The organism is Arsukibacterium tuosuense, assembly GCF_900215315.1.
In the GTDB taxonomy this organism is placed as follows: domain Bacteria; phylum Pseudomonadota; class Gammaproteobacteria; order Enterobacterales; family Alteromonadaceae; genus Alishewanella; species Alishewanella tuosuense.
The window spans coordinates 245,065-267,234 of record NZ_OBEB01000006.1 but is presented as its reverse complement, the minus strand read 5'-3'; the positions used below and the strand labels follow the sequence as shown (position 1 = coordinate 267,234).

General features: G+C 48.6%; 25 protein-coding genes and 1 tRNA gene. 8 read left to right on the top strand and 18 right to left on the bottom strand.

What is annotated here, in order from left to right; genetic code table 11:
* Nucleotides 1-19: 19 nt before the first annotated feature.
* From flgJ to CRO03_RS13765, 11 genes are all read right to left on the bottom strand, one after another.
* Nucleotides 20-1,081: a flagellar assembly peptidoglycan hydrolase FlgJ gene (flgJ, locus tag CRO03_RS13815; RefSeq protein ID WP_097112209.1), complete on the bottom strand. Its 1,062-nt coding sequence runs from the start codon at nucleotides 1,079-1,081 to the stop codon at nucleotides 20-22.
* Nucleotide 1,082: 1 nt separating this feature from the next.
* A complete protein-coding gene (locus CRO03_RS13810) occupies nucleotides 1,083-2,189 on the bottom strand; it encodes a flagellar basal body P-ring protein FlgI (RefSeq protein WP_097112208.1) in 1,107 nt (368 codons plus the stop codon).
* Between the two features lie 57 nt (nucleotides 2,190-2,246).
* Nucleotides 2,247-2,933 carry a flagellar basal body L-ring protein FlgH gene (gene flgH / locus CRO03_RS13805; protein WP_097112207.1) on the bottom strand — a complete coding sequence of 229 codons (687 nt, stop codon included), beginning with the start codon at nucleotides 2,931-2,933 and terminating at the stop codon, nucleotides 2,247-2,249.
* An 11-nt stretch (nucleotides 2,934-2,944) separates the two neighbouring features.
* Nucleotides 2,945-3,733: a flagellar basal-body rod protein FlgG gene (gene flgG, locus CRO03_RS13800; protein ID WP_097112206.1), complete on the bottom strand. Its 789-nt coding sequence runs from the start codon at nucleotides 3,731-3,733 to the stop codon at nucleotides 2,945-2,947.
* A gap of 37 nt (nucleotides 3,734-3,770) precedes the next feature.
* On the bottom strand, nucleotides 3,771-4,517 hold the full coding sequence (gene flgF / locus CRO03_RS13795) for a flagellar basal-body rod protein FlgF (RefSeq protein ID WP_097112205.1): 747 nt from the start codon (nucleotides 4,515-4,517) through the stop codon (nucleotides 3,771-3,773).
* Nucleotides 4,518-4,655: 138 nt separating this feature from the next.
* Complete coding sequence (gene flgE / locus CRO03_RS13790; RefSeq protein WP_097112204.1) at nucleotides 4,656-6,011, bottom strand: flagellar hook protein FlgE; 1,356 nt, start codon at nucleotides 6,009-6,011, stop codon at nucleotides 4,656-4,658.
* Between the two features lie 25 nt (nucleotides 6,012-6,036).
* Nucleotides 6,037-6,735, bottom strand: coding sequence for a flagellar hook assembly protein FlgD (locus CRO03_RS13785; protein WP_097112203.1), 699 nt, complete (start codon nucleotides 6,733-6,735; stop codon nucleotides 6,037-6,039).
* 13 nt (nucleotides 6,736-6,748) lie between these two features.
* Nucleotides 6,749-7,168, bottom strand: a complete 420-nt coding sequence (gene flgC, locus CRO03_RS13780) for a flagellar basal body rod protein FlgC (protein WP_097112202.1) — start codon at nucleotides 7,166-7,168, stop codon at nucleotides 6,749-6,751.
* Between the two features lie 2 nt (nucleotides 7,169-7,170).
* On the bottom strand, nucleotides 7,171-7,572 hold the full coding sequence (gene flgB, locus CRO03_RS13775) for a flagellar basal body rod protein FlgB (RefSeq protein ID WP_097112201.1): 402 nt from the start codon (nucleotides 7,570-7,572) through the stop codon (nucleotides 7,171-7,173).
* A 71-nt stretch (nucleotides 7,573-7,643) separates the two neighbouring features.
* Nucleotides 7,644-8,477, bottom strand: a complete 834-nt coding sequence (locus CRO03_RS13770) for a CheR family methyltransferase (protein WP_097112200.1) — start codon at nucleotides 8,475-8,477, stop codon at nucleotides 7,644-7,646.
* A gap of 16 nt (nucleotides 8,478-8,493) precedes the next feature.
* Nucleotides 8,494-9,423 carry a chemotaxis protein CheV gene (locus tag CRO03_RS13765; RefSeq protein ID WP_097112199.1) on the bottom strand — a complete coding sequence of 310 codons (930 nt, stop codon included), beginning with the start codon at nucleotides 9,421-9,423 and terminating at the stop codon, nucleotides 8,494-8,496.
* A gap of 190 nt (nucleotides 9,424-9,613) precedes the next feature.
* Here CRO03_RS13765 and flgA point away from each other — a divergent pair, with 190 nt between their 5' ends.
* The 3 genes from flgA (at nucleotide 9,614) to flgN (ending at nucleotide 11,168) form a co-directional block, all read left to right on the top strand.
* Entirely contained in the window at nucleotides 9,614-10,324 is a 711-nt protein-coding gene (flgA, locus tag CRO03_RS13760; protein ID WP_097112198.1) for a flagellar basal body P-ring formation chaperone FlgA, read from the top strand.
* A 77-nt stretch (nucleotides 10,325-10,401) separates the two neighbouring features.
* Nucleotides 10,402-10,734: a flagellar biosynthesis anti-sigma factor FlgM gene (flgM, locus tag CRO03_RS13755; protein WP_097112197.1), complete on the top strand. Its 333-nt coding sequence runs from the start codon at nucleotides 10,402-10,404 to the stop codon at nucleotides 10,732-10,734.
* Nucleotides 10,734-11,168, top strand: coding sequence for a flagellar export chaperone FlgN (flgN, locus tag CRO03_RS13750; protein WP_097112196.1), 435 nt, complete (start codon nucleotides 10,734-10,736; stop codon nucleotides 11,166-11,168). Before flgM ends, flgN begins: the two co-directional genes overlap by 1 nt.
* Nucleotides 11,169-11,199: 31 nt before the next feature.
* Here flgN and CRO03_RS13745 read toward each other — a convergent pair whose 3' ends face one another.
* Nucleotides 11,200-11,664 carry an LPP20 family lipoprotein gene (locus tag CRO03_RS13745; RefSeq protein ID WP_097112195.1) on the bottom strand — a complete coding sequence of 155 codons (465 nt, stop codon included), beginning with the start codon at nucleotides 11,662-11,664 and terminating at the stop codon, nucleotides 11,200-11,202.
* Between the two features lie 158 nt (nucleotides 11,665-11,822).
* On the opposite strand from CRO03_RS13745, the gene CRO03_RS13740 reads away from it, so the two are divergent.
* The 5 genes from CRO03_RS13740 to CRO03_RS13720 all read left to right on the top strand — a co-directional run bounded on the left by CRO03_RS13740 (nucleotide 11,823) and on the right by CRO03_RS13720 (nucleotide 17,468).
* On the top strand, nucleotides 11,823-12,959 hold the full coding sequence (locus CRO03_RS13740; protein WP_245861669.1) for a flagellar assembly protein T N-terminal domain-containing protein: 1,137 nt from the start codon (nucleotides 11,823-11,825) through the stop codon (nucleotides 12,957-12,959).
* Between the two features lie 99 nt (nucleotides 12,960-13,058).
* Nucleotides 13,059-13,133: transfer RNA gene (locus CRO03_RS13735), tRNA-Arg, on the top strand.
* A gap of 90 nt (nucleotides 13,134-13,223) precedes the next feature.
* Nucleotides 13,224-13,877, top strand: a complete 654-nt coding sequence (locus CRO03_RS13730; protein ID WP_097112193.1) for an ABC transporter ATP-binding protein — start codon at nucleotides 13,224-13,226, stop codon at nucleotides 13,875-13,877.
* Entirely contained in the window at nucleotides 13,877-16,399 is a 2,523-nt protein-coding gene (locus CRO03_RS13725) for an ABC transporter permease (protein ID WP_097112192.1), read from the top strand. The genes CRO03_RS13730 and CRO03_RS13725 overlap by 1 nt, the downstream gene beginning before the upstream one ends.
* On the top strand, nucleotides 16,389-17,468 hold the full coding sequence (locus CRO03_RS13720; RefSeq protein WP_097112191.1) for a lipocalin-like domain-containing protein: 1,080 nt from the start codon (nucleotides 16,389-16,391) through the stop codon (nucleotides 17,466-17,468). The genes CRO03_RS13725 and CRO03_RS13720 overlap by 11 nt, the downstream gene beginning before the upstream one ends.
* 24 nt (nucleotides 17,469-17,492) lie before the next feature.
* Here the strand turns inward: CRO03_RS13720 and CRO03_RS13715 are convergent, their stop codons facing one another.
* The 6 genes from CRO03_RS13715 to CRO03_RS13690 form a co-directional block, all read right to left on the bottom strand.
* Nucleotides 17,493-18,086: a FlgO family outer membrane protein gene (locus CRO03_RS13715; protein ID WP_141397751.1), complete on the bottom strand. Its 594-nt coding sequence runs from the start codon at nucleotides 18,084-18,086 to the stop codon at nucleotides 17,493-17,495.
* Nucleotides 18,087-18,257: 171 nt separating this feature from the next.
* Nucleotides 18,258-18,905 (bottom strand): FlgO family outer membrane protein, encoded by a 648-nt coding sequence (locus tag CRO03_RS13710; protein WP_097112189.1) that lies wholly within the window; start codon nucleotides 18,903-18,905, stop codon nucleotides 18,258-18,260.
* Nucleotides 18,902-19,525 (bottom strand): FlgO family outer membrane protein, encoded by a 624-nt coding sequence (locus tag CRO03_RS13705; RefSeq protein WP_097112188.1) that lies wholly within the window; start codon nucleotides 19,523-19,525, stop codon nucleotides 18,902-18,904. The genes CRO03_RS13710 and CRO03_RS13705 overlap by 4 nt, the downstream gene beginning before the upstream one ends.
* Nucleotides 19,526-19,604: 79 nt before the next feature.
* Complete coding sequence (locus tag CRO03_RS13700; protein WP_097112187.1) at nucleotides 19,605-20,438, bottom strand: thymidylate synthase; 834 nt, start codon at nucleotides 20,436-20,438, stop codon at nucleotides 19,605-19,607.
* A complete protein-coding gene (gene lgt, locus CRO03_RS13695; protein ID WP_097112186.1) occupies nucleotides 20,435-21,265 on the bottom strand; it encodes a prolipoprotein diacylglyceryl transferase in 831 nt (276 codons plus the stop codon). Before lgt ends, CRO03_RS13700 begins: the two co-directional genes overlap by 4 nt.
* A 51-nt stretch (nucleotides 21,266-21,316) precedes the next feature.
* On the bottom strand, nucleotides 21,317-22,111 hold the full coding sequence (locus CRO03_RS13690; RefSeq protein WP_097112185.1) for a sulfite exporter TauE/SafE family protein: 795 nt from the start codon (nucleotides 22,109-22,111) through the stop codon (nucleotides 21,317-21,319).
* Between the last annotated feature and the right edge of the window lie 59 nt (nucleotides 22,112-22,170).

The following is a 22,170-nucleotide window of genomic DNA, read 5'->3' as shown; positions in this document are numbered from 1 at the left end:
ACATCGGGTGGCTAACATGCTATTCATCGGCGCCAAAATTAAAATCTTGAGCGGCATTTAGCTCAGCCCGCACCTGATTAAAGGTAGGGCTTTGATATACCGCCATAATTTTTTGGGCATATTCAGGATCAGTGGCATAACCTGCCGCCTGTAATTCATTAAAGTATGCAGCCGGCTCCGCGGTGACCTGCAACGCCTGCTGATAGCGCGGGCTATTACTGATAAAACTGGCATAATCCTGCAGGCTTTGCTCTGGCGAGCCGTAAGAGCGGAACCTGGCCTGCTCCTTCTGAGCTACTCCCCCCCGAAACTCCAGCGTATCAACTACCGCACTTTCGCCCTGCCAATTGTTATTAGCCTTAATGCCGAACAAATTGAAACTGTTGTCACCTTTGGCGGTTTTAATCATCCGCTGGCCCCAGCCGGTCTCCAGCGCTGCCTGGGCGATCATCGCCATCGGATCCAGCCCCAGCGCTTTTGCTGCCTGCTTTGCCGCCGGCAATAATTTACGGACAAATTCCTGCGGCGAGCTAATTTTCCAGTCAGCTGGCACAACCGGTTCAGTTGCAGCAGTCTGCGTTGTTGCTTTGTTCATGTTAGTAATTGGTGGGCCTGCAGGCAAATCAGCGATAGCTTGTAAAGTGTGTCTTACACCCGTGCTCAGCTCACTGCTGTTTACTGCCTTACTGACATCCGGTCGCTGTGGCAGCGGATTAAAACTGGCTGTGCCCGGCATCTTCAGTTCACTGTCTTTTACAGGCCGGTTGATACCCGCTGTCGGGTCCAGCTGGGCCACTAATAAGTCAGCCAGGCCAAGCGCGCCTTTCTGCGCCAAGTCGGTAGACAACTGACTGTCGTGCATATCCCGGTAAAACTCAGTGGTCTGACTATTCATCATGCCTTCGGATTCAAATGCAGAATTGGCTTTGCGCATACTGGTCAGTAGCATGCTCATAAAAATCGCCTCAAACTGCTCGGCAGCCTGTCTTAAACCGGCTTTTTCGTCGGTTTTAGCGGCCGTTTTAATATTCTGCAGGCTGTTAACATCATGATAAGAGACTTGGGTTTTAGTCAGGCTCATGTTAGATCACCACCAGTTCGCCATGAATGGCGCCCGCTTCTTTTAGTGCCTCCAGAATGGCCATCAAATCACCCGGTGCTGCGCCAACCGCGTTAACGGTCCGCACCAGGTCATCAAGGGTGACTCCCGGGTCAAATTTAAACATCCGCGAGTTTTCCCGGGTGACATCAATAATGGTATTCTCTTCAATCGCCGTAACTCCCTCTCCAAACGGATTAGGCTGCACCACTTCCGGGTTTTCGGCGATGGTAACGGTTAAGCCGCCATGGGTAACCGCTGCCGGAAACAATCTGACATCTTTGCCAATAACAATAGTGCCGGTGCGCGAGTTAATAATAATTTTGGCTGAATGATCCGCTGGCGCAAACTCCAGGTTTTCTAAAGTAGACAAATAAGACACCCGCTGCGACAGATCACGCGGCGCCCTTACCTGCACTGAACTGGCGTCTTGCGAGTACGCCGTGTCAGGGCCCATAAACTGGTTAATTACCTCAGCCAGTCGTTTTGACGTGGTAAAGTCGGCCCGTTTTAAGTTAAAGGTAATGAAGTCACCATTACCAAACGGCGAGATGACTTCCCGCTCTACCATGGCACCATTTGGAATGCGGCCAACGGTTGGCGTGTTGACCAGAATACGTGAGCCATCCAGGCCTTCAGCGCCCAGGCCACTGACAATTAAACTACCCTGGGCAATAGCGTAAACGTTGCCATCCAGACCGGTAAGAAAGGTTTGTAGTAAGGTACCACCACGCAGACTCTTAGCACTGCCAACAGACGACACCGTAATATCGATAGTTTGCCCCGGCTTGGCAAATGCCGGCAACTCAGCATGTACCGCCACCGCCGCCACATTTTTAATCTGGCTGCGCTGACCGGCCGGCATATTGATACCAAAATTTGCCAGCATGGTACGAAAGCTTTGCTCAGTGAACGGGCTTTGCTCACCGGTACCAGGTAAACCCACTACCAGACCATACCCTACTAACTGGTTGGCCCGCACGCCGTCAATATCAGCTACGTCTTTAATCCGGGCCGCCTGGGCTGAGCCTATTGTTAAAAACAGCGGCAGCAATAGTGCCAGGCACCCGGCCAATTTTATCCGCAACATCGTCTTTACTCCTGAGAAGGCCATAACGTATCGACTGCAACCGTCGCAACGAATCGTCTAAAATGGCCACAATGGCCCGTTAAAGAACCGGCTTAACCAACCCGGCGACTGACCATAATGGTGAGCCCCGGTACCACTGTATTCAATGCGGGCATTAGCAATTTTGTTTGACTCAACCGTGTTATTCACATCAACATCCTGCGGCCTGATAATGCCGGTTAAGCGGATGTATTCTTTGCCGGTATTCAGGGTTAACCACTTTTCACCACGGATAACTAAATTGCCGTTAGCCATAACCTGTAATACATTGACAGAAATATCACCCACCAGACTGTTGCTTTGATCCGCTTTGGCATCACCGGTAAATTCCGACGTTGAATTCGCACCAAACTGCAATACATTGCCGGCCACTGACACTGCGCGGCCACCCAAACCGATCATCGGGTCGACTGTTACGCTGCTGTCCTTGCCAGATTCATGTTTGGCTTGCTTGGAGGCCTGAGTCCGCTCGCGCAGTACTACAGTTATAATGTCGCCCTCGTGTCTCGCTTTGTTATCAGAATAGAGGCTATTAGAATGATGCTGCGCAAACAACGAGCCGGTTTTCAACACCGGCCGTGGCGCTGGCTCCGGCGGTATTGGCGAGTAATAAGGATCGTCAGCAAAAGGTTGCTGCGTTGCCGCGCAAGCCGACAATAACAGGCCTGCAAATACCGCGGATAATACCGACACAAAAGTACGCATAACGCCTCCGCTTATAATTGCTGAATTGCAAAACCCAGCATCTGATCGACCGAGGAAATAACTTTTGAATTCATCTCGTAAACCCGCTGTGATTCAATCAGACTCACCAGCTCCTCAGTCACATTAACGTTGGAGGTTTCCAGTGAGCCCTGGACAATAATACCTAACCCTTCCAGACCCGGGATGCCTTGCACCGGATCGCCACTTACCGCGGTTTCTTTAAATAAGTTCTGGCCTGTAGGCTCTAAACCTGCCGGGTTAATAAAGTTGGTAACGGTTAACTGGCCCAACACGGCGTTATCGACCTGGCCGGCCAGACGTACCGATACTTCACCATCCTGCGATACAGTGATACTGGTGGCATCAGGCGGAATAACAATATTTGGCTGCACCTGAAAGCCTGCACCAGAGGTTACCAGGTTGCCGTCACCATCGACGGTAAACTGGCCGTTTCGGGTATAAGAAGTCGTGCCATCCGGCATCAGCACTTCAAAAAATCCATGGCCCTGAATCATCATATCCAGACTATTCTCAGTGGTAATCATATTGCCCTGAGTAAAGTTTTTCTGGGTTGCGACTACCTTAGTACCGGCACCAATCATTAAACCATTGGGCAACTCAGAGTTTTGGGAAGAGCGGCCGCCAGGCTGATTAACATTCTGGTACAACAGATCTTCAAACACTGCCCGGCTCTTTTTAAAGCCCACTGTGCTGGCGTTTGCCAGGTTATTTGAAATAACCGAAATATCACGCTGTTTCGCGTCTAAACCGGTTTTACTTATCCACAGAGCTGGATGCATCTGCTACCTCCCGGGCTCGCGCCCATTAATCAGTTTATTAGCCCATGATCCGCAGCAAGGCGTTCTGCTGGCGGTCCATTTCTTCGGCACTCTTCATCATCTTTACCTGCAGCTCAAACTGACGCTGCAGGCTTATCATATAAGTCATTTCACCAACGGCATTAACGTTGCTGCCTTCATAAGCACCATGCAACAGGCTGACATTGATATCAGCCGCTGCCGGTTGGCCGTCTTTGCGCCGGAATAGACCATCTGTCCCCTTGGTAAGGTCTGCATACACGGGGTTTACCAGCTTAATCCGCCCCACTTCTTCCAGAGCGTTTGCGGGCGCGCCCTGAGGCAAGGCACTAATAGTCCCATCCTGGCCAATTTCTAATTTTGCCAGCGGTACCGGCAACTGGATCGGTCCACCATCACCAATGACTGCCCGGCCATTAGCGGTTTCCAGCATGCCGGTTGGGCTTAACTGCAAATTGCCTGCCCGGGTATAGGCTTCATTGCCATCTTCATCCTGTACGGCAAACCAGCCATCACCCTGGATAGCAATATCCAGCTCGCGCTCAGTCATGATCATCGGTCCGGCGTCAAAGTTTTGACCTGGCTGCTCAGTCATCGCAAACACTCTGGACGGTAATCCTTCACCAAATGCCTGCATAGCCCGGGCCTGTTCAAAATCAGCTTTAAAACCAACGGTATTGCTGTTAGCCAGGTTATTAGCCCGCACGCTGATGCCGTGCATATTTTCTTTAGCACCACTCATGGCGATATATAACAAATGGTCCATAACGCGCTCCGTTAAACGTCTCTGCTATTGTGAAGCAACTTTAATGCCAGTTAGCTGAGCAATGGAAAAGTGAATGGAAAAGTGAATAAAAAACGCCACCCGAAGGTGGCGTTTTTAAGTATTTTAAGCGGGTTAAACTTAACGTATCTGTAGTACGGTTTGTTGCAGGGTGCTGTTCACTTCCAATGCCCGTGAGTTAGCCTGGAAGTTACGCTGAGCACTTATTAAATCAACCAGCTCAGTGGTGAGGTTAACGTTGGACTGTTCCAATGCCGACGCGTTTACTGAGCCAAAAGTACCGGTATTGCCCTGGCCGCCTATTGGCTCACCGGAGGTTAAGCTTTGTTTCCACGAGGTATTACCAACTTGCTTTAATCCCTGTACGTTGGCGAAACGCACCAGAGTAACCTGCGCTAAATACGATGAGTCGCCGTTACTGTAAGTGGCCAGCACCCGACCAAAGGAGTCGATGTCAACTCCCGTCAGGCTACCGACGGTAGTACCGTCCTGGCTTAGGTTAGTGACATCAAAACCTGACGCATACTGCGTCGGAGTGCGAGTGCCAGACGCATCGCGAAAGTTAACTATGACATCGCTGGAGAATTGCGCACCATTTGTCAGATAGCCGTTAATGGGATCATTTAAATCTGCAAACGGCAATGAAATATTTGGCAAAGGAGCTGTTGGAACGAAATTACCACTGGAGTCAAACTCAATATTGTCGCCAATGAAGTAAGAATCGGGATTACGGGTTGCCGGCGCAACTGGTGGTGGCACGGTTGGATTTGCCGTATTGTCATCCCAAACAACAAAAGTCTCCCATTCACTGTTTGCAGGTGGCAGGGTATCAAGTTTACGGAAATATGTCGTTACTATGTGTGATTCCCCCAGACTGTCATAAACAGTTACTGAAGTTGAATGATTGTATGACGCCCGATCTGCTGGATCGAAAGCTAAGGCAACAGGCGGAGCAACAACTCTGGAATCTACGTTCATGCTAAGAAAAATATTATTGGTCGCTCTGGGCGCTCCGGCTGACGTCGGAATAGCAATAGGAGCTGACGTACTTAAACTCACTGAACTATTTTCACCGGTAACAGCGTCAACATTGAAGCCCTGCAAAAAGTTGCCTCTGTTATCAACAATAAAGTTATCTTTGTTGAGTTTAAAAGCACCAGAGCGGGTGTAGGTTAAATCTTGTGACTGTAAATCGGGTGTCGTGGCAAAGAAGCCTTCACCGGTAATCGCCAAATCAAGCGAGTTATTGGTAAATTGTAACGACCCCTGATTAAACTGTTGTGCTACTGTCGATGTGGTTACACCATCACCAACCTTGGTTCGGCCCGAAGAGAAAATAGATGTCGCATAAACATCAGCAAATTCAGCCCGTGACTCTTTAAAGCCGGTTGTATTGACGTTAGCAATGTTATTTGCCGTGGTATCCAGATCTTTCTGGGCAGCTGCCAGGCCGCTTAATGCTATTTGAAAACTCATAAATCACCTCACCTTAAACGGTCGCTTAACCGTAAGAAACTTCCAGAACATCAGTTAATTTTACAGCCCCTAACCCAACCAGGTTAAGAGTAATTCCTTTGCCATTGCCTGCCAGACTGACACTGGACACCGGGGTAAATACATTTACCGGCACCGACTTATTTTCACCGGCAATGCTGGCTTCAACTTTAATTTTGTAAACACCGGGTGGCATTTGTTCACCATTAGCGTCAGTGCCATCCCAGACAAATTCATTTTTACCCTGTGCCGGATTACTGACATCAAAATTAGTGACCAATTCACCGTTCGGTTTTTCAATCCTCACCCGCATATTGTCAGCAGGACTTTCCAGATTAATGTGGCCACGTGACAAAGCTTCACCGCTAAACACGATTTCTTCTGATTGGGTTAGTACACTGCGCCCGACCAGCGATGATGCCTGCAATGCCTGGTTAGAGGTCATACTCTCTGAAAGCCCCTTAAAGCTTTCATTCAGTGAGCCAATACCATCAGCCATGGTGAAATTGGTCATTTGCGCGATCATCTGATCATTTTCTACCGGCTTGGTCGGATCCTGATACGCCAGCTGCTGGGTTAACAACGCAAAAAAATCAGATTGGGTTAGCGCACCGTTATTTTTATCCGGCACTTTATTGCCGTTTTCCCAGTACATGCCATCTAACGCAGGGTTATTATTGGCCGGGTTGTTGTTAATAGTACTCATCTGCTATTCCTTGTTAACTCTGACCCATTCGCAATGTGCGCATGATCATTTGTTTTGCCGCATCTGCAGTCTGCACATTGGTCTCGTATGAGCGGGAAGCAGAAATCATATTGGCCATTTCTTCCATAATGTTGACATTAGGTTTGTAGATATAGCCATTTTCGTCCGCCAACGGGTGATTAGGTGCATACTCCACGTTAAGTGGCGCATCAGATTCAACAATGCCTAATACCTTCACCCCCGCACTGTCACCTTGCTGACGCCGCGCTTCAGACAATTGGGCAGCAAACACCGGATGACGGCCGCGGTAGGTTTCGTCAACACTGCTGCTAACGCTGTTGGCGTTTGCAATGTTACTGGCGGTGGTATTCATTCGTACCGACTGAGCGGTCATGCCGCTGCCGGCAATATCAAAGACTTTTGAAATGCTCATAATTATTGCCCCGAGCCGGTCAGAGCTTTCTTCATCCCTGAAATCCGACTATTAAGGAAAGTTAAACTGGTTTGATATTCCAGGTTGTTTTGCATGACAGCGTTGCGCTCACGATGAATATCCACACTGTTGCCGTCACCTGTATCAGGTTGGTCCGGATGACGGAACAACGTGTCTTTAGCCATAGTAGAAGCAATATGGAAATGCTGTTCGTGGGTGCGGCTGGCGCCTTGTCCCTGGCGGGACTTTGCTAGTTGCAGTGCCTGCTGAAAATCAACGTCTTTGGCTTTGTAGCCAGGGGTATCGGCGTTTGCAATATTTTCGGCCAACACTTCAGAGCGTTTTTCACGAATTAATAATGCATGTGGGTGCATACCAAATGCTTTTTCAAAACTGATTGCCATTTTTTTGCCACCTTAGCTGGAACTATGGCAAATCAAATGCAAAACACAGGCCAGTTTTTCAGCAGCTGGGGTTAAACCTTTTTACGGTAAATAATGCCCGGGTTGCAGCGGAGCATTTCAAAATCGTTATTGACGCTGGAAATAGATTCAGAGGCGCCCAGAAACAGATAGCCTCTGGGGTTGAGGGATTGGGCAAACTGTTTAATAATTTTGGCTTTTAAATCAGGAGAGAAATAAATAAGGACATTACGGCAAAAAATAATATCGAATTTGCCAAGTAAGGTATAACTATCCAGCAGGTTAAGATGCCGAAAACTCACGTTTTTCCGGACAAAGTCTTTGACCCGCATCATGCCGTTGCCACTGTCTTCAAAAAACCGGCTACGTCGCTCAGGCGACAAGCCTCTGGATAAAGCCAGGCCGTCATACTCGGCGCGCTGACAATGTTCGAGCATCGCATTAGAAATATCCGTACCGAGAATATTTAACCCCAAACTAAACGCACCTGGCCGGCTTTGCTGATACTCCAGCCCGGTCATCGCAATTGAATATGGCTCCTGCCCCGACGAGCTGGCCGCTGACCAGATTTTAAGCGTACGGCAACTTTTTTCCAGTTCCGGCAGAATTTGTTTCTTCAACAACTCGTAAGGGTAGGTATCCCGGAACCATAACGTTTCATTAGTTGTCATGGCATCAATTACCGCAGAGCGTAATTGCCGCTCAAACGGGCTTAGGGTTTTACCAACCAGTTCTGATAACGTAGCAATATTAAACCGGTGCATCAGTGGCCCAAGCCGGCTTTTGACCAGATACTGTTTATTATCACCCAATACAATGCCACATTGCTGCTCGAGAAAATCCCGAAACAGTTTGTATTCGCCTTCCTGTAGCTCTTTATTGGTCACTACTCGCCCTTAGCGCTTATTCTGCATGTAGCCACGTTTGCACCGACTCTGCCAGTTCATCAGGGTTAAATTTTGCGATAAAGTCGTTAGCCCCAACTTTTTTAACCATTTGCTGGTTGAATACCCCGCTTAACGAAGTATGCAAAATAACATGCAGGTTTTTCAGTTGCGGATCAAGCCTTATCTCAGCCGTAAGGGTATAACCATCCATCTCTGGCATTTCAATATCAGAAATCAGTAAACCGACTTTTTCGGTAACACAGGTTTCGCACTCTTTTGCTACCTGCTGTAAGTAGCTGAGCGCCTCGCGGCCATTGTTAACCAGATGCATTTTCACACCCAGGCCTTCCAGTGCTCTTTTTACCTGATTACGGGCTACCGCCGAGTCATCAGCAATTAAAATTACCCTGTCGCCCAAATCAGTGCTGATTGTTGCCGTATCCACTTCACTGCTTATCGTGGTTGGTGAAGGTGAAATCTCTTCCAGAATTTTCTCTACATCGAGAATTTCAACCAGTTCTTTATCAATTTCAGTTACCGCTGTCAGATAGCTTTGTTTGCCACCCGTACCTTTTGGCGGCGGCATTATCGCTTCCCAGTTAATATTTATAATGCGCTCAACCGAATTAACCAGAAATCCCTGCACTGAACGATTATATTCAGCGATAATAATAAAGGCAGTAGTGAGATCTGCAACCGGTTGACCACCGGTTGCCAGGCTAAGATCAATAACGGAAATAGTCTGGCCCCGAATATGGGCAATGCCACGGACATATTTGTTTCGCTTTGGAATAGCGGTTAGCGGCGGACACTGCAATACTTCGCGTACTTTGAATACATTGATACCATATCGTTGCTGGCCAGCTAACTTAAACAACAGTAACTCCAGCCGGTTCTGGCCGACGAGCTGGGTACGCTGATTGACGGAATCTAAAATACTGGCCATTTGCCACTCCTGTTACTACATTCTGGCGCTATTATTGCAGCAACGTCTGTGGCAATTACCCAATGACGCAACCAGAGCAAATTGCGACGGACACTCAACCGTTTATTCTGGGTTAGTGTCCTGGCAATATTAATTTTCGTTACACCGGCAATAGTATAACTGTTAGCCCACAAAGCATAGCTGAAACCATATGAACAAGTACGATAAATTTTATCCGATATTCTTTATCTCATTATTTTTTATCAGTAATCTGAGTTGGGCCGGGCTATCTGGCGTGGCCGAGTTCAGCCCGCAGCAACTAACTGAAATGACCGGGCAATGGCTGCAACAGGATCTCGGCATTCAAGCTGACAGTAGTATTGAGGTAGAGGTAGTGCCGCTGGATAACCGTATCGGCAGTAAAGTATGCGCCGGCGCCCCCGAATTCAGCCGGCCGCAAAACGGGAACTCCCGCCAGTTCACCGTTAATATCAGCTGCAGCCAGCCGGGTTCATGGCAGTTATACATACCGGTAAGGGTGACTGAAATGGTTGAGGCCGTTGCAGTTCGTCAAAATATCGCTACAGGTACGGTAATAACAGCCGATATGCTCCATATGACAGATAAAGAGCGGCGTTTTGTCCGGGGCAATCTGATCAGCGATCCGCGTCAGATAGTTGGCGCTCGCAGTAAAAGAGCATTGAGTAATGGGCAGCTGATCACGATGCAGGATCTTTGCCTTGTCTGTCGCGGGGATGTTGTTACAATACTAATTGATAACAGTGGCCTTTCTGTATCAGCCAGCGGTATTGCTGAACAGGATGGTACCTTTGGCGATACCATTGCTGTAAAGAATCAGCAGTCTGGCCGGAAAATTCAGACAGAAGTCGTTGCTGTTAATCAGGTAAGAGTAAAATTTTAAAAAATAAATTAAAGTTTTTTAAAGCTCAGCCGTTAACCTGAACATAGGGAACTGGTTTAAGGTAAAGAGGTTCTATCATGGCTATAAATATCAATAACCTGCAGAATACTTCTCAGGTAAAAAATGACAAAGTTGATCAGAGTGCACAGCGGCAGCAGGCCACAGTACAACAAAATGCAACTCAACAAGCAACCCAGCAAGGTGCTACACAGCGCCAGGACTCGGTATCGATTACACCACAAGCTAAGCAATTTACTAAATTGCAGGAAAAAGCAAATGCTGCCAGTGGCATCGATCAGGAAAAAGTTGATAAAATTAAGCAAGCTATTGCTGAAGGCAAGTACAAGGTAAATGTTGAACAGCTTGCCCGGCGGATTATGCAATTCGAAGGTGACTTGTTTAATAAATAATGAACAGCCAATTTGAACCTCTAAGCTCCCTGCTACAACAACAGCAAGCGCAATTGGATGCGCTGCTGTTGCTATTACGGCAAGAACTTGCCGCGCTTGCCGCCCGCGATATCGAAAACCTCAGCGCCAATACAGCCGAAAAACAATCGCTACTTACAGAGATACAAGCAACCGATAGCAAGATTGCGGCCAGTGAGCTGCTGCAAACCGCCAGCGAAGAGCCTTGGTTCAAACAACAGGTTGCTGTGTTAGAGCAGTTACTGGCTGACTGTAAGCAACAAAATGACGTGAATCAATTGACCCTGGAACAAAGCCAGCTTACGTTGCAACGCCTTAAAACAGAGTTATTGTCCGCCAGAGGGAAGTCGGGCTTAACCTATACCAATAAAGGTAAACCCACTGTAGATAATATAGGTAAGGGCATTAAAGCCTGAATCTGCTTTTGCGCTGTGACCCCCTTCCTGCTTAATAGTAGTGAATGCTTTTAATAGTCTGGCGTGGATAAACGTTTTGGTACAAATGATACACCTGCTCAAAATCCAACTCTAACTCCGTAATATAAGCATCATCAAGCGCATACGTTTTTACTACCCTGGCACCACGAATAACGCCCTGCACCGAGGTCCCGAACTGATCATTACCTGCAACCATCGAGCTGACACTGTTACTGCTGTCAATTCTTTGACCATACACCTGCTCAGCAAGCTCGCGATAAGCTTCCAGTTTCGACGCCCGCATCGCCAGCAATATTTTCTGGCTGTCGGACTCACCCGGTTGTAACGAAATCGGCGCCATACCGACTGCATGCAATAACGGGAAAGCCTTGGGCGTAACTGACGCATACTCAATATGCTTATCAAAAATCTGGCTGCAGCTGCTAAGCATTAGTACAGATAGTGCAGAAAATGTGATAAAGGTTATTTTCATCATAAGGCATCCGTAGTCAGGACCTATCCTGAATTTATTGCTGTAATTCGATATCAAGTAATATCATTAGTTTCTTAGCAAATTCTACGCCACTTTAATCAAGGCACAGTTTTTGCTTTAGATGGTAAATGAAGATAATTTCAACTCATTATTGGCGACTTATGAAATTACGACTGTTAGTCACTACTTGTTGTTGCGCGCTATTGCTAAGTGCCCCTGTTAGTGCCAACTGGTATGAGATGACAGGCCAGGCACCGATAGAGCAAGGCGATATTGCTAAGGCGAAGCAAGCAGCCATAGCTGATGCTCTGGAGCGGGCTGCTTTGTTTGCCGGCGTAAGGGTAAATAGCCAGCAACAGTTGGTTGCCGGGGTTATGCAGCAGCATCAGCTTACCCTGGACAGCAGTTCAGAAATTCGTGAGATCCGGCTGCTTAGCGAAAACTACGGCGGCGATTATGTTACCGTGACCTTGCAGGCTGAGATTTTACCGCAACAGCAAAGTTGTCATGGCAGCCAGCAAAAGAAACCGCTATTACTGGCCAGGGTAGAACTCGGCGCCCGGCGCGACGCTATTCACGGCCAGTTGTTTGAGCTGGATAAGAACGCTACAGCTCAGCTGTCTCGCCACCTGCAGGACTACAGCCCGGCAATTGTGGTCAACGCAGTAGATTACAGTTTACAACCCGAGTTGATGACTGAAAGCATAAACCGCCAGTTATTTACCGACGGCCAGCAGTTTGTGTTACTAAGCCAGATTACTGATTTGTCGCTGGGTAAGCAAACCAGCCGTTTCTGGCAAGACGACCGTTTCGAGCGCTATTTTGCGTTGGATGTTGCCCTGTATGACTTATTTAATAATCAACTGGTTTTTCAACAGCAATATCGCACCCAGGCCGAGTGGAACAGCGAGTTATCTGTGGCGGGCAGCCATAGCCAGCAGTTCTGGCAACAACCTTATGGCCAGAAAATTGATACGGTTTTAAAGGCTGTAGCGAAAGACATCCAGCAGCACACTCAATGTCAGGGTTTACTGGCGCAGGTAAGCCATATTGACCAGCATCAAGTGGCAATTAACAAAGGCGCCCGCCAGGGGTTGCAGGTCGGCGATAACGTAACCGTGATGCAAATTCAACGCTTTGCCGGTAAAGATGGCCTGGAAAAAATGCATAAAAGCCCGGTCACTCTTAAAATTACTGAAATCAGCAGCGATAATGCCTGGGCCAGCGCCAGCACCCCTACTCTGTTAAGTCATTTACAAATTGGTGATTTGATCAGTATCAACAGCGCAGGTTTGTAACCCTGGTATTCATATAACACGAATGAATGACAAGGTTTTTTGCCGTTCACTTAAGCTGTTTATTCTGTTAAACTTTCGCGCGTTCAAACCCACGATATTTGCCCTATAGTTAAATGGATATAACGGCCCCCTCCTAAGGGGCAGTTGCAGGTTCGATTCCTGCTGGGGCAGCCAAAAGCTATTTCCGGTGATCCTCATTTCACTTGTACACATATCGTCTATATTAATCTCAGGCAACCAAGCCCCCTCTGGCAGGATAGTTAAATGCTGCAAGTTACCCGCTTAGCAAAATCACATCAAACGCCACAAGGCCCGCTACCTCTGTTTAGTGACATAAGTTTTGGTATTAAAGCAGGCGAAAGCGTCGCCTTGATGGGAGAATCAGGTTGTGGCAAATCAACTTTATTACATATTCTGGCTGGCCTTGAGCATGCTGATCGGGGACAGGTTATCATTAATAACCAAGATCTTATTCAAATGAATGATAGCCAACGCGCCCTGCTTCGACGTCATCATGTAGGGGTTATTTTTCAGCAGCTAAATTTAATTCCCAGTCTGACAATTCAGGACAATTTAGCTTTTCAGGCCCGACTCGCCGGTACGTTAGACCCAAAGTGGTTAAAGCATCTTGTGGTAACGTTGGGCCTGGAAACAATGCTAAAACGCTATCCAGCGCAACTGTCTGGTGGCCAACAGCAACGGGTTGCGATCGGACGTGCTCTGGCAGCTCGCACGCCCCTGTTGTTTGCTGATGAGCCCACCGGAAGCCTGGATGAAACCAATGCGGAACAGGTCATGTCACTGATATTAGCGCTGGTAAAAGAAACAGGCAGCAGCTTGCTAATGGTGACTCACAGCTCCCTGTTAGCCGCGCGGCTAGATCGTGCAATGACCTTAAGCCAGGGACAATTGAGCTAATGCAACTCCGGCAACCTTCGCTATGGGTATTACATGCGTTACTGAGCCACTGGTGGCGCCATCCTGTGCAGTTGAGCACGCTTATTCTGGGGTTACTCGCGGCAACGGCGCTGTGGAGCGGCGTTCAGGCACTGAACCAGCAGGCACGTTTCAGTTACGAACAGGCAGCGGCGAGATTCAATAGTATTAATCAAGCGCATATTGTCAGTACAACCGAGCAACATCTGGCCGAAGCAGATTATATTCAGTTGCGCGGTTTAGGCTGGAAAGTCTCGCCACTGGTGGAAGGAGCACTGGCGCTTGCTACAGATGATCTGACCCTTAACGTTATTGGTATTGAGCCGCTGACCTTGCAAAGTGCGAACGCATCTTATCAAGGTGCCAGCGGATTACCGGCCAATTTGTCGTTAAATCATTTTTTAACACCCCCCTGGGAGGTTTGGGTATCGCCTTTAACCGCTGAGCGTATTACCCCCCTACTGAAAAATACTACCAAAGCTGGCTTTCCGATCAACCCGGAGGGCGATCAGGTCAGTATTAAAGTCAGTTCAGCATTGGCAAACAATGAGCTTATTACTGACATCTATCTGGCACAACACTGGCTTAACATGGAGGGGCAATTATCCAGGCTTCTTCTGTTCGATCATACTCAACACTCACAGCTTTCGGCAGAACTGGCCACACGTATGCGTTTAATTCTGCCGCAGAGCGATCATGATATCTCGCGGTTAACGGCAAGCTTCCATTTGAACCTGACCGCATTGAGCTTACTTGCTTTCTTAGTGGGCTTGTTGATGGTGTACTCCGCAATTCACCTGGCGCTGACTCAACGATTAACGCTGCGCCGTATTCTATTCAGTTGTGGGGTCAGTCAGCGTGAGCTGATGGCGTGGTTATTGGTGGAGTTGTTATTACTCAGCGGCCTTATAGCCTTGCCAGGCTTAGTCCTCGGTTACTGGATTGCGGCATTGTTGTTACCTGATCTGTCTGCAAGTTTGACCGGGCTATATGGCGCTCAAATTTCAGGCGACTTACAACTTTCATGGCAATGGTGGCTGCAGGGTGTATTTATGGCATGGGGCGGGACACTGATTGCTGCCATCGTGCCGCTGCTCAAACTTATCAAGCACGACGGTGGTCATCCAAGCCAATCGATGTCATTTCCGGGGCAGCAAAAACAGCGTAACACATTAATGGCAGCTGGCCTTTTTACCGCAAGCCTTGCTTTATTAATGGCATGGCTGGGTGATTCCTTACTAAGTGGATTTTTACTGCTCGCTCTGGTGTTCCTAAGTGCAGCGCTGCTCATGCCGGTGATATTAGACTCGCTTTTGCGGCTATGTCAGCGCTTTGCTCACTCATTTTCTGCAGACTCAGTCACACCGACATCCGCCACTGCACAGTGGCTCTGGGCAGATGCCCGTATGCAAGTCCCTCACCTAAGCGTGGCTCTGATTGCATTGTTGCTGGCGTTGTCGACCAGCATCGGTGTCGGCGGCATGGTTGAGGGGTTTCGAAACACCTTTACAGGCTGGCTTGATCAACGTCTTGCTGCAGAAGTCTACGTCCGCACTGACAGTGAAACACAGGCTCAGGAAGTGACCCAATGGCTTAGCCAACAAGCCAATGTCACTGCAATTCTTCCTTCTGCTGGTAAAGACGTTCAACTGGCAGACATGCCGATTGAACTGCGTGGCATCCAGATCCACAGTACCTATATTGACCATTGGCCTTTGCTTAGCAAAACGTCTCAAGCCTGGCATGACGTTGAATCGGGTGCAGCGGTGATGATTAATGAGCAACTGGCCCGACAGTTAATGCTCAACATTGGTGATAACATCACTATACCCGGCATGCAACAAACTGAATTTACAATTGGCGCAATATTCAGCGATTATGGTAACCCTAAAGGACAGGTGATGATGGCTTTGGATACGTTATATCTAAACTGGGCCGATGCAAAGCGTGGCAGTTTTGCGCTGCGGGTTGAGCCAGCAGAGATTGATGTCCTCATTCAGGCACTGACTGAGCGGTTCTCTTTTACTGAGACCCAGGTTATCGACCAGCAAGCCGTTAAACGCTACTCATTACAACTGTTTGAACGCACCTTTGCCGCTACTCAGGCGCTTAACCTGTTGGTGTTGGCGATAGCGGCAATTGCGCTATTTAGTAGTCTGTTAACCTTATCAACTATGCGGCTGAGCCAAATTGCGCCAATTTGGGCCTGTGGCATCTCACGGCGGCAATTAGTCATAACCGAATTGTTCAGATTGTTACTATTAGCTTTAATGACGGCATTATTGGCGATCCCATTGGGCTTAATTATCAGTTACTGTTTAGTAACGGTCATTAATGTGCGTGCTTTTGGCTGGGCACTTCCCTGGCAAGTTTTTCCACTGCAATGGTTATACTTAACACTAGCCGCATTGTTTAGTGCCTTTTTAGCTGCGATTGTGCCAGTGTTAAAACTCCGGTTCAGTTCCCCCGGTGAGCTTCTAAAAGGTTTTCGTGATGATCAATAAAGCCGTTTTATTGGCGTCTTTGCTGATGCTGTTGCTAATAGCAGCCTGCAGTGAGCCTTCACCTTCAGTGTCTGACCAGGGCTTTGCCGGGCTGGGGTCAGATGCAACCGGGTTCGCCCAGGTTCAGCCAGGCATTGAGATCCGCTACCCCGATGCCCTTAAGCAACATCCGGAATATCGCATTGAATGGTGGTACGTAACGGCTAACCTGGAAAGTGAATCAGGAGAAATGCTTGGCATTCAGTGGACCCTTTTTCGTCTGGCGGATTCGCCTTCACCACAGCGTGATGGCTGGGCGAATCAACAACGCTGGTTAGGACATGTCGGCTTAACAAGCACTAATCAGCATTTTTTTGCCGATACCTATGCCCGGGGTGGTATTGGCCAGGCAGGTGTTACGATGAACCCATTTTCTGTCTGGATAGATAACTGGTCGATTACTGCACTGGATGCAGACGCCACAGCCTTTACTTTACGTGCCAACACAGCCGATTTTAACTATACCCTGACATTAAACAAAATTGGACCTGCGGTACTACAGGGTGAGCAAGGTTTTAGCTTAAAATCAGCGGCGGGACAAGCGTCCTACTACCTTAGCCTGCCTTTTCTGGAGGTTTCGGGTGTAATTCAGATAGGAGATGAGCACTTGAGTGTTAGCGGTGACGCCTGGCTCGACAGAGAATGGAGCAGTCAACCGCTGTCGGCAGATCAGCAAGGTTGGGACTGGTTTTCGCTGCACCTGGATCATGGAGATAAGCTGATGCTTTTTCGGCTGCGACATGCGCAAGGGGATGATTATTTTTCCGGCACTTACATCCGCGCCGATGGCACAATCCAACCGCTGCAACCACAGCAAATACGGATGCAGCTATTACAACAGCATACCGTAGCCGGCAGAGAGCTGCCGGTAGAATGGCAGCTCACAGTAGAAGATTTTGGCATCGATATACGCACTCAGGCACTAAATCCCAATGCCTGGATGGCAACAGGGATTGCCTATTGGGAGGGACCAATCCGCTTCACAGGCAGTCACTCAGGTAAGGGCTACCTGGAAATGACAGGCTATTGAGCTGTACCTCATTCGTTTTGGCGTTTACCAGAGCGCCTGATTGTTATCCAGCACAAACAGTGGAATCAGTTGGCTGGCGCTGGCCAGGATGGTTTTGTTTTTCAAATGCATAATTCGCACATTGACCATAGCCCCGCGTTGGCTGTGTTGTACCGTACCGCTTAGCACATAATCAATTTGTTGGTTAGCAGTAATCTGGCCAGTACGATTGCTAAATACCGCATCGCCGTCTGCGGTCAGTTTAAGGCCTCCCGTTAGTTTATGATCGACCATAGTGACGCCATAACGGGGCAGTTGCTGCAGAAAACGCTCAGCCAGATCATTGCCCAGCGGGTGCAGGGTATTGCGTGCCGGTGTTAACTCGGCAAAGCCAGCCACGGCTACTGTTGCATTAACCATGGGCATGGCGCTGTTATGATACAGCTGCATGGCCAGCTCAGCGACATAGTCATCCAGCTGTTTATGGCTGGCGTACAGCCTGCTGCTAGCGGGATATGCCCTCAGCTGATAATCAGGTTCTGTTGACTGACTGCGGCTGCCGGGTTCGGTAATAATATATGGCGTTTCAGAAGACAGTTGTGGATTCTGTGAGGGATCATGCTGACTGAAAGGTAACATGCTGCAGCCACTTATAAACAAAGCCATGCAGCCAGAGATAATTAGAGAGATTTTTTTTATCATGGTATGCCCGATATACTGAACGTCTGTTTCAGTATATCGGCACCAGGTAGGGTTTCTTTAGGCGAGTCCTGACTTTATCCGGACAACACATAAACAAGGTGTTTAAGGTTATTTAATCCGCATCACTTGCTCGCCCTGACGGGAAATAACCGCCTGCACAATATGGCGCGGCACAAAAGTGCGGGCTGCAGACACCACCCGCTTGTTGTCGATTTGTACCAGCCTGGCATTAACAAGGACGCCTTGTTGATGAGTAGTAAGCGTGCCGGTAACCACATAACGAATAGCCACTTCATCGGAAAGCTCTTCGTAGTTGCGGCTCAACACAAAATCGCCCGTTTCAGTGACCCGGATATAATCAGTCACTTTATAGTCCAGTACCGGAACGCCGAATTTATGCAGATCATAAATCATTGCCTCACTTAAATGATTGCTGAACACCGAGCCCTGATCCAGCGCTGAATCAACATAACTAAAATCTGTTACGCCGATCTGGCTGTCACTATCCAGACTCTGCTGCAATGCCATCAATTCATGCACCAGATTTCTTACATAGTCGTTAACCGTTAACAGCGGCAGACCAGTGGAGCTTTGCAAATCATTGCCTGCAGGTGATGCCGTACTTGGTAGCTGGGCGATGCGTTGCGTGCGGTTGTCCTGGCTATCACCGCTTTGACCTGTAACGGTAACAGTGCGCTCGGGTGCTGCACAGCCGCTAAGCACTGTTAAAATTGCTATAGTTGTTAGCCGTTTCATTGATTTTCTCCTGCCGGACTTTGCCGGTAAAACATGGCACCACGTTTATTAACTTGCTGTGTGCTCCACAGCACATTTGCCGGAATATAATCAGTCACCGCTGCCAACACTTGCTTGGATGGAATATGGATCAGGCGGGCGTTCACAATAACCGCGTCCTGTTGCAGGGTGTAGGTACCGGTAAGCAGCGTATTGGCTTCGCCTTTGCTTTTAATGTCGCTTATTTGGCGGCTAAGCGCCTGCTCATAATCATCTGCCAGCATCACTTCATTGCTCAACCGGTACTCGTAAACGGCATAACCGAATTGGCGGCTGTGCGCAAGCATGCTTTCACTGAGCTGATTGGCAAAGTCGCGCTGCTCGGTGTTGGCGTCGCGCAAGTGTAAAGCTGTCGCAGGTAAAAAACTGCTGACGGCAATTTGCGGCCGGGTAAGCCAAAGTGGACTGTCATCCAGTTGGGCAAATAATTGCCTGGCTATTCGCTCGGTATAAAACCCCAGCGGCTGCGGACTCAGCTCAGATACTGTTGTTGGTGTCGCCGCAGGTGCCGCCGGACGCGCACAACCGGCAAGCACCACGCCTGTCAGCAGAAAACCTGCTGCAAACCATAGCCACTTCATATTTACCTCTTTTCAAGCCTGAATGCTTTGCCATTATCAAAAGCAAGATCCAGGCCAGAAAATCAGGATATTTTTGTCATTAAATCGCCACTGGCGCTTTAATGTGGGGATGAGCCTGATAATTCTCTAAAGTAAAATCAGTAATGCTAAAACCAAAAATATCTTTAATGTCCGGATTCAACCGCATGGTTGGCATCGGATAAGGTTCGCGGGCCAGTTGGGTATTCACTTGCTCTAAATGGTTTAAATAAAGATGCGCATCGCCAAACGTATGCACGAAATCGCCGGGTTCCAGGCCGCAAACCTGTGCCACCATTAACGTTAACAAGGCATAACTGGCAATATTAAATGGCACACCGAGGAAGATATCGGCACTGCGCTGATATAGCTGACATGATAAACGGCCATCATTGACATAGAACTGGAACAAAGTATGACACGGCGGTAAAGCCTGTTTACCCATAGCGGCGTTTTCTTTAGGTGAATAACGGGTATCGGGTAGTACAGCAGGATTCCAGGCGCTGACAATTAAGCGGCGTGAGTCAGGTGTGCGTTTTATATCGTTAATTAGCTCGCTTATCTGGTCAATTACCTGGCCGTCATGACTGGTCCAGCTGCGCCACTGCGCGCCGTATACCGGCCCCAGCTCTCCTGTTTCAGTCGCCCATTCATTCCAGATAGATACGCCATTGTCCTGCAGGTAGCCAATATTGGTTTCACCTTTTAAAAACCATAATAACTCATGAATAATCGAACGCAGATGGCATTTTTTGGTGGTAATAAGCGGAAAGCCCTGCTGCAAATCAAAACGCATCTGGTAACCAAATACACTTATGGTACCAGTGCCGGTACGGTCGGTTTTTTTATGGCCGTGCTCCAGCACATGACGCATTAAATCAAGATATTGCTTCATTTTCTCCCCCGTACTGACACTGCGGGCTTACTATTCACGTAAATTATCAGGCCGAGGCCTGCTGCGATCATCGGCAGACACAGCCATTGCCCCATTGTCATACCGGCTGATAATACACCAAGATGGGCATCGGGCTGACGGAAAAACTCCACGAAAAAGCGAAACACACCGTAGCCCAGCAGGAACACCCCACCCACAGTACCGGTAGCCGGTTTTAAGCGCCGAACCAGCATAATAATAATAAACAATAAAATGCCTTCCAGCAGCACATGGTATAGCTGCGACGGATGACGGGGTAAACTTCCTGCATTGGGAAACATTACCGCCCACGGCACGTCAGTGGTGCGGCCCCATAATTCGCCGTTGATAAAATTGCCCAGCCGGCCGGCAGCCAGGCCAAGAGGAATCAGTGGCGCGACAAAGTCGCCCAGCTGCAGATAAGATTTATGGTAACGCCGGGCAAACCAGGCCATCGCCAGTAACACTCCGAGCAAACCGCCATGAAACGACATACCGCCTTCCCAGGTTTTAAACAGGTACAGCGGCTCTGCCAGCAGTTGTCCGAAATTGTAGAAGAACACATAGCCCAGTCTGCCGCCAACAATTACCCCGAGAAAGCCAAAAAACAGCAAATCGCTGACTTGCTCTTTAGTCCAGCCCGAGCCCGGTTTCGCGGCTGCGCGGTTGGCCAACCAGTATGCAAGGCCAAATGCGACTGCATACATGACGCCGTACCAATGGATATTGAGCGGTCCATAACCAAATAACGGGCCTATAGAAACTAATACCGGATCGATATCAGGAAAGTCGAGGTAGGAACTTGTCATCTTTATCCTTTAAAAACCATCATAACCAAAAATTTTAAACTGTTGATATTATTAACTAAAAACCATTCTGGCGGCAACCAGCATCAGGAACACACCAAACACTCTTTTTATGGTAAGCACTGGCAGGCGCTGGGTCATAGCTGCACCCAACGTCGCCGTAAATACCGAGGTGGAGACAACACCAATTAATGCAGGCAAATAAATATAACCAACAAAACCGTCGGTCAGTTGGTAGCGTTGCCAGCCGGCAATAACATACCCCAGGGTGCCAAGGACAGCAATAGCGATACCGCTGGCTGCGGCACAGCCGATAGCCCGGCGCATGTCGACAGAAAAATAGTTCAGCACCGGTACCACCAGCGCGCCGCCGCCGATACCCAGTAAACCTGATATAGCGCCAAGCACTGCTGAAATAGCACCAAGCACGGGTTTTGCCGGCAACGGCGCCCGGCCCATTACACTGCGTGAGCCAAGCATTCTTAATGCCAGCAAAAATACTGCCACCCCAAAAATTACTCTTAAGGTCGTGCCATTTATATGATGGGCAACCAGACCAATCATCCCTGCACCAATACCGGCACCCAGCATAACAGTGCCGGCCAATGACCAACTGACATTATTGCGTTTATGATGGGCACGAATAGAGGAGCCTGAGGTAATAATAATCGAGGCCAGTGACGTGGCTACTGCAACCACCATAACGTTATCCAGACTAACCACGCCTAATGCCGGCAGCAGCACCACCAAAACCGGCACAATAACCAGACCACCGCCAATACCCAGTAAACCGGCCAGAAAGCCAGCCAGACAACCAATTAGCGCAGAAATCAGAAGTATTGTTAACAAAGGACATCTCAATATAAATACTGCGGTACAAGCGTGCTGCTTGTACCATTAAATCAGCT

Excerpts from the sequence above, each read along its gene's own strand:
- flgB (WP_097112201.1), bottom strand. The coding sequence starts at position 7,572 with ATGGCAATCAGTTTTGAAAAAGCATTTGGTATGCACCCACATGCATTA.
- flgA (WP_097112198.1), top strand. The coding sequence starts at position 9,614 with ATGAACAAGTACGATAAATTTTATCCGATATTCTTTATCTCATTATTT.
- CRO03_RS13725 (WP_097112192.1), top strand. The coding sequence starts at position 13,877 with ATGCAACTCCGGCAACCTTCGCTATGGGTATTACATGCGTTACTGAGC.
- flgG (WP_097112206.1), bottom strand. The coding sequence starts at position 3,733 with ATGCATCCAGCTCTGTGGATAAGTAAAACCGGTTTAGACGCGAAACAG.
- lgt (WP_097112186.1), bottom strand. The coding sequence starts at position 21,265 with ATGACAAGTTCCTACCTCGACTTTCCTGATATCGATCCGGTATTAGTT.
- flgC (WP_097112202.1), bottom strand. The coding sequence starts at position 7,168 with ATGAGCATTTCAAAAGTCTTTGATATTGCCGGCAGCGGCATGACCGCT.
- flgE (WP_097112204.1), bottom strand. The coding sequence starts at position 6,011 with ATGAGTTTTCAAATAGCATTAAGCGGCCTGGCAGCTGCCCAGAAAGAT.
- CRO03_RS13705 (WP_097112188.1), bottom strand. The coding sequence starts at position 19,525 with ATGAAGTGGCTATGGTTTGCAGCAGGTTTTCTGCTGACAGGCGTGGTG.
- CRO03_RS13715 (WP_141397751.1), bottom strand. The coding sequence starts at position 18,086 with ATGTTACCTTTCAGTCAGCATGATCCCTCACAGAATCCACAACTGTCT.
- CRO03_RS13740 (WP_245861669.1), top strand. The coding sequence starts at position 11,823 with ATGAAATTACGACTGTTAGTCACTACTTGTTGTTGCGCGCTATTGCTA.
- CRO03_RS13810 (WP_097112208.1), bottom strand. The coding sequence starts at position 2,189 with ATGTTGCGGATAAAATTGGCCGGGTGCCTGGCACTATTGCTGCCGCTG.
- CRO03_RS13720 (WP_097112191.1), top strand. The coding sequence starts at position 16,389 with ATGATCAATAAAGCCGTTTTATTGGCGTCTTTGCTGATGCTGTTGCTA.
- flgN (WP_097112196.1), top strand. The coding sequence starts at position 10,734 with ATGAACAGCCAATTTGAACCTCTAAGCTCCCTGCTACAACAACAGCAA.
- flgM (WP_097112197.1), top strand. The coding sequence starts at position 10,402 with ATGGCTATAAATATCAATAACCTGCAGAATACTTCTCAGGTAAAAAAT.
- flgF (WP_097112205.1), bottom strand. The coding sequence starts at position 4,517 with ATGGACCATTTGTTATATATCGCCATGAGTGGTGCTAAAGAAAATATG.
- CRO03_RS13745 (WP_097112195.1), bottom strand. The coding sequence starts at position 11,664 with ATGATGAAAATAACCTTTATCACATTTTCTGCACTATCTGTACTAATG.
- CRO03_RS13785 (WP_097112203.1), bottom strand. The coding sequence starts at position 6,735 with ATGAGTACTATTAACAACAACCCGGCCAATAATAACCCTGCGTTAGAT.
- CRO03_RS13710 (WP_097112189.1), bottom strand. The coding sequence starts at position 18,905 with ATGAAACGGCTAACAACTATAGCAATTTTAACAGTGCTTAGCGGCTGT.
- CRO03_RS13700 (WP_097112187.1), bottom strand. The coding sequence starts at position 20,438 with ATGAAGCAATATCTTGATTTAATGCGTCATGTGCTGGAGCACGGCCAT.
- CRO03_RS13730 (WP_097112193.1), top strand. The coding sequence starts at position 13,224 with ATGCTGCAAGTTACCCGCTTAGCAAAATCACATCAAACGCCACAAGGC.
- flgJ (WP_097112209.1), bottom strand. The coding sequence starts at position 1,081 with ATGAGCCTGACTAAAACCCAAGTCTCTTATCATGATGTTAACAGCCTG.
- flgH (WP_097112207.1), bottom strand. The coding sequence starts at position 2,933 with ATGCGTACTTTTGTGTCGGTATTATCCGCGGTATTTGCAGGCCTGTTA.
- CRO03_RS13765 (WP_097112199.1), bottom strand. The coding sequence starts at position 9,423 with ATGGCCAGTATTTTAGATTCCGTCAATCAGCGTACCCAGCTCGTCGGC.